A 10,405-nucleotide genomic window follows, 5' to 3' on the forward strand; every position below is an offset into this window, starting at 1 on the left:
TATACCGAAATGGCCCGGTATCCGGTTTTTCGGACGGAAGGGACACCCGTATACGGAATCCTTCTATTGTTAACGATCCTGATTCCTTTCTCCTCGTGCGTCCATTTATCGGTAGTAAGCGATACACCGGTGAGTGAGATCAGAAAAGCGACGATAAAAATAACGACAACCTCGATACGGCCCGTCGCCTACATCCCCTGGAAAATGAACGAACATGAAATCACGACCGGCTCCGGTGCGATTATCAGGGGAAACTTGATCCTTACCAATGCCCACGTCGTTTCCGACGCGACATTTATCGAAGTGGAAAAAGAAAACGATCCGGGAAAATACAGGGCTTTCGTCAGGTATATCAGCCACCAGTGCGATCTCGCCCTCCTTGAAGTGGACGGGAAGATCGCCGGGCGTTTTTTTTCAGGGACAACATCACTCGAGCTTTCGGGCGATATTCCGGGGCTTAAAAGCACGGTTGCGACCTTCGGGTATCCGAACGGCGGAGACAGAATTTCCATTACCGAAGGGGTCATCTCCCGGCTCGAGGTGGGTCATTATGTGCACAGCATGCAATCAGCTCTCCTGAAGATGCAGACGGATGCGGCACTCAATCCAGGAAACAGCGGCGGACCGGTCATCAGGAACGGGAAAATAGCGGGAATCGCTTTCCAGACGATTCAATCCGCCGAAAACGTCGGGTACATGATCCCGGTTCCCGTTATCAGACACTTTCTCGAGGATATCGAGGACGGAACCTGTGACGGATTTCCCGGCCTGGGGATATATTGGGACGAACTCTTGAACCCTGATTACCGGCGGTATCTGGGGATGGATGACCGGATGAGCGGTATCGTCGTGAACAAGGTCCTGCGGGATATGTCCGCTGATACATGGCTCGAAGCCGGCGATGTCATTCTCGCCATCGATGGAACCGATATCGCCAATGACGGGAGTATCGCTTTCGAGGGCGGGAGGATTCCGTTTTCATTTCTCATATCGAAAAGACAGCCGGGTGATACGGTCACGATGAATCTTTTGCGCGATAAAAAGGAGATGACTCTCTCCTTTCCCCTCGACATTGAAACGGGAAGAATCGTCTGGTATAACGAATATGAAACGCTTCCGAAATATTACATTTTCGGCGGTATCGTTTTTCAGGTATTATCGCTTGAGTTTCTGAAAAGCTGGAAGGACTGGTGGTACAATGCCGATCCCCTTTTCCTCTACTACTATATGTATCATGACATCGATGATTTGAAGCCGGAACGAAAGGAGTTTGTCATCATCAACCAGATACTCCCCGACGAAGCGAACACCTACATTTCATCCGTATCACTCGCCGTTGTCGATACGATTAACGGGAGGGCGATCGGGTGTCTCGAGGATGTCATCGATGCCTTTACACGCCCGGAAGGCGATTATCACGTGATCGTTCTCGACAATGACAGGCCGCCCCTTGTCCTTGCGGCCGCGCTCATGAAAAATGCGAACGAACGCATCATGCAAAAATACGGGATTCCCTCGGACAGACGGCTCGATGAGTATTCGGGATACGGACGGCGATGAAAGCATTACGTCAATTATCGGCTTTATTAATCGTCTTTTTCGCGGTTTCGGCCGGCACCGCCGGACTTTACGGATTTTCCTATGAGGAGAGTGTCGTGCAGGTCCGGGTTACCGTCCAGGAGTTCGATTATTTCTCGCCATGGCAGCGGAAGCGGCATTCAGTCCAGACACTGCACGGATGTGTGATTCGGAAAAACCCCGGTCTTATCGTCACCCTTTCCCTCCCGCTTGAAAACCATGTTTATATCGAAGTCATGAAGTTCGGAAGAAAGCGCCGGTACCCCGCAGAGGTCGTACTCAAGGATTACAAGACGGGGCTCGCTTTTTTGACCGCCGAAAACCAGCATTTTTTCGACGACCTCGCGCCGGCCGGGTTTTCTGAGGAACCGGTCCGTCTTTCAAAAGGGGTTGTCGTACGATGGGATGCTTCCGGACGGTTCAAACAATATCAGACAGAAGTATATGAGCATTCCATTCAGTCATATGAAGGAGTGGGGGGAGCACTTATCCACCAGATGATCACCGGTCTCGATGCGGGCGGGGATGGAGAACCGGTCTTTCAGGAGAATATCCTCACGGGACTGAATGCGTGGTTTGACCGCGACAGGAAGATCATCAAGGTAATTTCTTCGGAAACCCTCAAATGGATGCTCGAGGATTATCGCGACGGGAAATATGAGGGCCAAGCTTTTTTTCTGATACAATATCATGGAATGGACGGGGATGAAAACCTGAAACGTTATCTCGGGTTGCGCGATGACGAAGAGGGTGTGTATATCACGGACGTTGCCCCGGTTTCGAGCGGTCGCGGGATCATCATACCGGGAGACGTCATTGTATCAATCGACGGCTTTACCATCGATGACACCGGGTTCTGTACCTTCCCGCTTTACGGAAAACTCAATTTTAAATGGGTCGTTTTCAGTCATTTTACCGGAGATGAGATCGAAATGGAAATCGTAAGAAAGAGAAAGAGAATGACGATCCGTTTTGAACTCGTCCCGGAAACGGAGGATTCCCTTCTTGTTCCCTCTCTTTACCAGGACGAGGGGCCGCGATTCTATATCGCCGGGGGGTTCGTTTTTCAGGAGTTGAGCAGGGGTTACCTGCGTATATGGGGCGGCGATTGGGAGAAACAGGCGGATAAACGACTCGTGCACCTGACGAATGCCGCCTGGGGCCGACCATCCGAAACACGGCGGCGTATCGTCATACTCAACAGGGTGTTGCCTTCCGAATCGAATTCGGGATATCATGAAAAAGCCAACCTTATTCTCGAAAGCATCAATGACACGGAAATCCGCGATCTGCAGCATGTCCTGGCATTGCTGGAATCCTGCCGTGAGGAGTTCATCGTATTTGGGTTTCAGGGAAACGAAACCGTCGTTATCGGAAAGAAAACGTGTTTTGAATCGACCGAAACAATATTAAGGCAATACGGAATTCCGGTACGGCATAACCTTGATTGACGGGGATTCCCTTGATACGAAAAGAAATCGAAAAGTGCTTGATATTTTGTGGTCGGTTTAGTACACTGCATAGGGGTGAATACGGGTTTTGATACTGCCCTTGAATATATCAGGAGAAAGAAATAGGAGAAAAGTATGGCTGTACTAATCTATTTTTTGGTCAGTATTGTAGCCGGTTTTTTCCCGGCTTTTATCGCCAGGAAAAAAAACCGTAATTTTGTGTTATGGTGGATATACGGAGCGCTTGCACTCCCCGTCGCCCTCATCCATACCCTTTTTCTGCTGATAAATTTTGAAAAAGGCATCCTGATCATTCGAATCCTGCTCGTTGTTTACGCACTCGTTATATTCTATTTCATTACCTGGTTTGTATCCACACAACCCGTCGCGATGAAGTACGCACGGCTGGCGGAATCGAGATACGCGATCGGCAGCATCATGCTCGAACGGCTCGATGAAATTACATCGGGTTCCGTGTCGGATATATTCGATTATCTGAAAGACAAGACACATATTCCGGATGAAGATGTCGATGTCGAGATGGAATATTTCGAACCGCGAAAAATAACGGACAGAGATTATGTGGAAGGTGAAGCGATCAAAGTCCTTGAAAAGATCAAGGGAAGTTATGAAATGACCATCAAAAGCGGGGCTTTTAACGAGTGGTCCGTTCCCCAGGGAGAAGCGAAAGATGTCTTTGAGATATACATCAAATCCCTCAGAATCCTGAAAGAATATATAGCCACATCGCCCGAATCACTTGAATCCATTTACCATACGATCCTGTTTGTGGAATCGGAATATTTCGGAAATATGGAGATCGCGGAAGAATACCTTACACATCTGGACCGTGAAAAAGAAAAGGCCGCAAGCGACGAGAGACGTTACGAACTTCTCGAACAATATGAATATCTCGGCAACAGATATATCCTCGTTGGTGACGATAAACGTGCAAAAGGCTGCTATGACAAAACGATAGACCTCTACCGGCAGATCGCTTCCCACGAAGACAAAACAGGCGTGGAAAGGGCGAATATCTATTTTGAGATCGCGAAACTCTATGATAAAAAGATGGAATACGAGCCCGCAATCGATGCGTTGAAAAACTTTCTCGATATTTTTTTCAAAGCCGATATGTATTCGGACGATGATCAATGGTATGAACTCGAATCCTTCCTGAAGCTGCCGGTCATTAACCGGAGAAAAAACCTTGAAAACGCACTCGATGTCTTTATGGCCGTTTCAGAGCAGTATAAAACTCCGCAGCGTGAAATGGTGTTCGACCTTGAAAACAGGATAATGTTTGTTTTTTTCAGCGAGATTTCCTATTCCGCGCGGGAGCGGTTTGTTCCGATACTCAAGAAAAATTATGATCACCTCATCGCGGAAAAAGATATCTATGTTCTTCCCCGGATAAAGGATGCGTACGGGTTTTTCGACATGTATAATTTTGATGAAGTTGCAAATACGTACTTGAATGCGGCGAAGGAAGTCGAAAATAATTTGAAAAAGGTCGAACGGGATATCATCGACAGGGTCACGGAAAACGTTGTGAAAAAAATAAACAATGCCACTTTCATTATAGAGAAGATAGTCACCGGTGAGACGCCGTTGACCGACAAAGTAATGGAAGAGATGATTACGCTGCGGAGAGAGGTACTGGAAGCTTCGAAGCAGGTCAATGACGTCATTATTGCCATCAAGGACGGCAAAAGAATCATCGACGGGCTTATGAGGCGGGAAGAAGTAGTGGAGCGTGGAGAAATCGAAAACGCGCAGACGAAGATTTCCAGGGCGACAAAGAATTTTTCCGATATGATTAAAGTGGTTTTACGGGAAAAGGAAATAGTCGAGAAAGAATACGGGGAATTTATGGAAGATATCGCTGCGGCCACAGAAGAAGGGGAATGGATCTCCTCGAATATCGCCAAGGCAAGCAGTAACAGAAAAAACCGATTCAGGGATATGCGCGCTGAGGCGAAAAACCAGGTCACTTCCCTTCAAAAGGAAATCGAAGAGATTATCGGGTTAAAAAAAGAGATAGGTTCGCAATACAACAGAGAGTTTTCTACGGAAGAACTTGAAACAATCAACGATGAGATGAAACGGCAATACGAAAAACTCAATGAACTATACAAGAAGGTCTTTCCCCGCGAGGCGCAGGAAGAAGCTGCTGCTGCAGAAGGCGAATCCTGAGAGTCGCCAACCTGACACAAGGGACCGTTATTCGGGCCAGAAAAGCTCGATATTCGATTTGATCGAATCATAGGGGCGCGCCCCCTGCAGGCGCATAAGTTCTTTTCCCTGGAAAAACATCATGATTGTCGGAACACTGTTGATGCCGTAGTGTAATGCGATATCCTTCTTTCTGTCGATATCGATTTTTATCGTCAGGAGTTTTCCCGAATACTCTTTTGCTATTCGTTGTATGACAGGCGAGACCATTTTACACGGGCCGCACCAGTCCGCATAGAAATCGACCAGTACGGGTTTTCCCGATGTACGGATCAGTTCTTCGAATGATTTCGGTAGATTTTTATCTGCCATCCTCTCCTCCTCGTTTTCCACACGGGGTTTCAGTCCATATATACTGCCGGTATTCAGCATATCTCTTTGCCGATATTTTGACAAGTGATTAATATATCAACATTATATACGGTACTATATCGAGCCGAATATTTTCCCCCCGGGATTCCATATCATATCGGAAACCCGCCCCAAGGGTAAATGGAAACGTAAAGGGGCCATGGCCGAAAGTGAATGTCAATTCCGCGCCACCGTAAAGAAACCGCCGGGGAACGAAATACGGCTCCCTGAACCGGTAGTCCGCCGTATATTCCAGATAGACGGAACCTTCCAGACGGAGCATATAAAATCCGAGAATAAGGGGCTGATCCAGAAGGGCGAGGGGAATGAGATAATCGAGTCCGAAGAGGAGTCTCCCTTCTTCCTGTTGTTTTTCTTCAAGAAACATAAGCCGAGAAGAAAGCGTCGAAAACGGGAAAGGATTATCGGAGGAAAGGAGGCTTTCGGCCGTGTAAGTCCCCGATACCGAGGGCTGTATAACATTATGTGGAACGGGAGAGGGGAGGTTGATCGATACCGTGCCCGCCGCCCGAAAACCGGGGATCGAGTCGGGAGAAAAGGGACACGATATATAAGAAGACAATGCAGTATGAAAACGCATCGGGGAATAAAAATCCATGGGTCCGCCCTGTTTTTCAATGGTAAAACGGATACCGGTCAAAAGGCCGTACTGATTGAAAAAAGAGAGGGGCCCCGCAGCAAAGGCATTGACGAACGGGAAGGGGTCCCGGCTGCGAACGGCAAGAGAATGGGTGATGCCGAGGGAAAACGCCAAAGAAGTGGAAATGAATAACCGGTGTGCCGCGATAAGCGGAATATCGAGCGACAACTGGTGATGCAGGGTTTCCTGAAAATACCTCTCATCGGCCGTCCGAGCTTGATAATCATGGTTCAGTGCGTAGGTGATACCGATTTCGTTGATGTGGAACGTAAACGAAGCGTCAATTTTCGGCTGCATGGCTTCGGGATGAAAGGTGGCGAGGAGGTGCCAGAACGAGGTTCCAAGCAGTGAAATACCGGTGACATAGAGACCGATACCCGAGTGCGACAATGCATCGTCATCGAAGGAAATTACGGGAAACCAGAAGAGGGGATGCGGGGTATCGATATAGGATTTCCCTTCGGGCAGCGGCCGCCATTGAAACGGCGGTGTGGGAGATTCGGATGAGGGAACAGCCATGGAAACCGGAATGATCCGGGGGGCTTCCTTTTTTTTTATACAAAAGCCGTCTGTCGTATAGGAAGTGTATACGAAACGGGAAGCGGAAACGCATCCGGCGAAGGCGCCGACAGGGTCTTCGCACACTAAGGCGAATTCTTCTTTATTATTATTGATTCCGCAACGGTAGAGGGCGAGGTTTCCGTTTCTCGCAGATGTAAAGAGAAGGTGATCGGGATCGATGAACCTGGGATAATAATCTTCTTCCCTGTCGGGTCCAAAGGGATAGCGGAGGAGTGTCTCGTTGTACGATTCGGGAATTCCCCCTCTTTCGAGTGGGTACCTCGGCGCTTCTTCAAGATTGAGAAGACCGATATCCTGCATACCCCGGATATTGATCGCAAATGCGCATGTTTTTCCATCAGGTGAAACAACAGGATGGTAAACGTTCGTTTCTTTCATGGCAAAGAGAAGGGAAACATCGCCGGTGACACGGTCGATTTCAACGAGTCTGCTGTACGAACCGCTGCGTTGCACCGCGATGATGGTGTTTGCATCCGGAGAAAGAGCGGGGTGGTGAAGGTGGGTTTTTTCTGTCAGTTTACGCACAATGCCGGTTTCAGATGAATATTCATAGAGATCGGAGGAGATGAGTGTTGAGGAGGGGTTCCTGAAATCAAAATCGAATGATGTAAAGACAATCAGATCACCGTTCGTATTTACGGAAAAAGAGTTTTCGTCGCTTAAGGAGGTTTCAAGAATAACCTCTTCGTTTTCTCCCGTTTCATTGATACATACAATCGCGGGCCGTACCTCATGTGTCTTTCGGTAGCAGTATATCCCTTTCTTTGTTTCAATGGGTGTCTGATAATCACCGAAGGTATCCGGTGAAATCTTTTCTCCGTCTTCTATTTCTCTGCATTGACGGTACTTATCCGTTAATAACCGTCTGGTCTCGAAAAATATTTCCCTGCTCGATTTGCCTGTTTCAGCAATAATCGCCCTTTCGACCCCGAGAAAAGGAAACGCGACATATTTTTTATGAATACGGACAAAGATATCCTCCCCGTAGGTATCGAGGAGATAGTCGACCAAAATATAACCGGCGATATAATCCCTTCCGGGGGGCGGATACGCGGATGAGTAATTTGTCTGTGGAAACGAGAAGAATTTTTCTTCCAGCGCCATTGCCTTGTAATAGAGTTCGAAAAAAGGATTTCTTCCCCGCCCGCCGCTTGTGAAGCGTGTTTCAAGGTTGGTCGAAATGCCTTCGATCATCCAGCGGGAAAAGAGAAAGGGTGTATGGGCTACCTTGACGTTGTCGCCGAACAGACGGGAAAGGGCGGCGAAAAATCCCTTTTCATATTTCAGATGTATATAGTGGGTGAGTTCATGGATGAGTAGGATTTTCAACCAGTTCTCTGTCCGTGCCCCCATCCAGAAGAGGGAGGGGGATGAAATCTCGAGATTGATCATGTCCGGGTAATACTGGAAGTACCCGTTTGAATTATCGGATCTGCCGGAAACGACACAGTGAACGGTATCGGGAAATGAATCAAAATAGATGGCCAGAAGATCATAGACATCTTCGCAAAAGGTAACGAGTTCGCTTATCGCGGCACTGTCTTTTTCTTCGTAAATAAAGCGGAAATGTTCCGTATGAATTTCCTTCCACCCGGATATCGGCTGGCTGCCGTAGAGAATACCGGTGTAGAGGAAAACCGCAACAATGATGATGATTGGATATTTATACATTCTCATTGAAACAATAGTAAAAAAAGCCCGATAATGCAATCCGTCATGATGAATGACGACATTTTCAGTGAAATAAAGACAAGACGGTCTTACTCATAGACGATATATGTCGAACATACGGGGAATGGCGACTTTCTAAATAAAAAGATTGACATATCCTTGTTTTAAACAGTATATTTAAACTGGGTGTGATGATTCTCAAAAAAATAAAAAAGGAGGATACCATCATGAGGATGTTTTCCCACCGCACAATGAGAATCATAAAAAGTCAAATAATAATCGTTTTTGCCATTCTGGGTTTTATATCGTGTACATTAAACGGACCCGATCTCACGGAAGCACTGGATGATGCCCGCACCCTCCAGGACATGATCCCGGCCTTTACGGGAACACTCACCGTCTGTGATGCCGAATCCAAAGGGAGAACGTTCGATCCTTCCTACTCGGACGATGCCCCGGACGGTAGTCCACAGAATTACTGGGATCTATACAATAATGGTTCTGTCGCGATTTGTCCGTCATCAGGTTATTTCAATGATTTTTACGGAGAAACGGGGACACAGGCGAAACTCGAATTGACGCCGGACGGAGAAGGTTTCTATCATGTGAAACTGCTTCTCTTTCCCGCACTTTCCCTTTCCGTTTTTTATGAACTCGAGGAATACCGGGTGGCCGCCGGCAGCTGGATAATTGTCGACGACCTCGGCGAAGAACAACCCCTGGCTTACGACAAACTCGAGACAGTATACTTTGACAGACGCAAGGAAGAACGAACAATCGTCAGAAACACGGTGTCGGATGATCTTACGTATGATGTGGGTTCCGGCAGTGTGTTTATCATGCCGGAAGATTTTTCCGATCCCGCATTCGATTTCCCGGATGAGATAACCGAACCCCAGACAGTGATTGCCTCAGGCGAGGATTACTCCTGCTGGGTCGAATCGGAGATACCGCCCGTATTTCTGTTTTTCAGGTTGGCTTCCGACATTACCGAGTTTTATGTCGAACACGACGGGTCAAAATATTCGAAGAGTTATGAAGTGACCAATCTCGAGGGAATATGCAAGGTCTATCGTACCGCGGAAACGGTCCGGTTATGGAACGAGGACCCGGCGGGAAACAAGGCGGTAAAGGCGAAAATGAAGTGTACACTGGGCCTGTACAATCTCTTTGATGTCGAGGTAACAGAGGAAATCAACATTTCGGCGGCGGACGGAGAGGCTAAAACTTTTTCAGGTACGTGGTATACCGTCAGTACAAAATTCAAAAGCGCGCCGTTTGTGCAATCCATCGACGTCGCCGAGACCGGCGAAGGAACGAATCAATTCGAAGGAACCCTTTCGGCCTCGAGGGGTTTCCGGGATGTTACCTACGAGGTGGTTTTGGATATCTACGGACTAAGGATCAAGCGGGGACATCACCAGTTTTGTTTTTGCAGCAAAGAAGATTTCAGGAACGCCAATAAAATCGAAATAAAATTCGAGAAGGGCGGAGTATTCAAGGGGCACAAGTGCGGCGATACCTTTGACGGTGAATATACTTTCCCGAACGGGAAAAAGTGCGAGATGTCGGTAAAACACGGCTACATTCATATGTGCTCGGGTGATGACGTACTCGAAGAATAATGTGATAATCAGGCCATATACGGGAGGGGTGCCGTTTCCTTCGAAGCACCCCTTTTTTTATCGGTAAAAGCGGCTCCCCGGAATCAACGGTGTGTTCGCCGATGAATGAATGGCTCCCGCTTGATCGCCCGCCAATATTGTGACGATGTGAAAATAATGCGTCCGAAATACGAACATAGCGCGCAATCAATTCCAACATAGCGCGCAATCAATTCCAACATAGCGCGCAATCAATTCCAACATAGCGCGCA

The 10,405-nt window shown here is 47.7% G+C and carries 6 protein-coding genes; 4 read left to right on the forward strand and 2 right to left on the reverse strand.

Features of this window, described 5'->3' with window-relative positions; all coding sequences use genetic code 11:
- Positions 1 to 66 precede the first annotated feature (66 nt).
- The 3 genes from JW881_07415 (at position 67) to JW881_07425 (ending at position 5,225) form a co-directional block, all read left to right on the forward strand.
- Positions 67 to 1,560 carry a trypsin-like peptidase domain-containing protein gene (locus JW881_07415; protein ID MBN1697326.1) on the forward strand — a complete coding sequence of 498 codons (1,494 nt, stop codon included), beginning with the start codon at positions 67 to 69 and terminating at the stop codon, positions 1,558 to 1,560.
- Entirely contained in the window at positions 1,557 to 3,029 is a 1,473-nt protein-coding gene (locus JW881_07420) for a hypothetical protein (protein MBN1697327.1), read from the forward strand. Before JW881_07415 ends, JW881_07420 begins: the two co-directional genes overlap by 4 nt.
- Positions 3,030 to 3,164: 135 nt before the next feature.
- Positions 3,165 to 5,225, forward strand: coding sequence for a hypothetical protein (locus tag JW881_07425; GenBank protein ID MBN1697328.1), 2,061 nt, complete (start codon positions 3,165 to 3,167; stop codon positions 5,223 to 5,225).
- A 27-nt stretch (positions 5,226 to 5,252) separates the two neighbouring features.
- On the opposite strand, the gene trxA is transcribed toward JW881_07425, so the two are convergent.
- Positions 5,253 to 5,576, reverse strand: a complete 324-nt coding sequence (gene trxA, locus JW881_07430) for a thioredoxin (protein MBN1697329.1) — start codon at positions 5,574 to 5,576, stop codon at positions 5,253 to 5,255.
- A gap of 88 nt (positions 5,577 to 5,664) precedes the next feature.
- Entirely contained in the window at positions 5,665 to 8,529 is a 2,865-nt protein-coding gene (locus JW881_07435) for a hypothetical protein (protein ID MBN1697330.1), read from the reverse strand.
- A 227-nt stretch (positions 8,530 to 8,756) separates the two neighbouring features.
- Between JW881_07435 and JW881_07440 the strand changes: the two genes are divergently transcribed.
- Positions 8,757 to 10,154: a hypothetical protein gene (locus JW881_07440; protein MBN1697331.1), complete on the forward strand. Its 1,398-nt coding sequence runs from the start codon at positions 8,757 to 8,759 to the stop codon at positions 10,152 to 10,154.
- Positions 10,155 to 10,405 lie beyond the last annotated feature (251 nt).

It is taken from the genome of Spirochaetales bacterium (assembly GCA_016930085.1).
GTDB lineage: Bacteria > Spirochaetota > Spirochaetia > SZUA-6 > JAFGRV01 > JAFGHO01.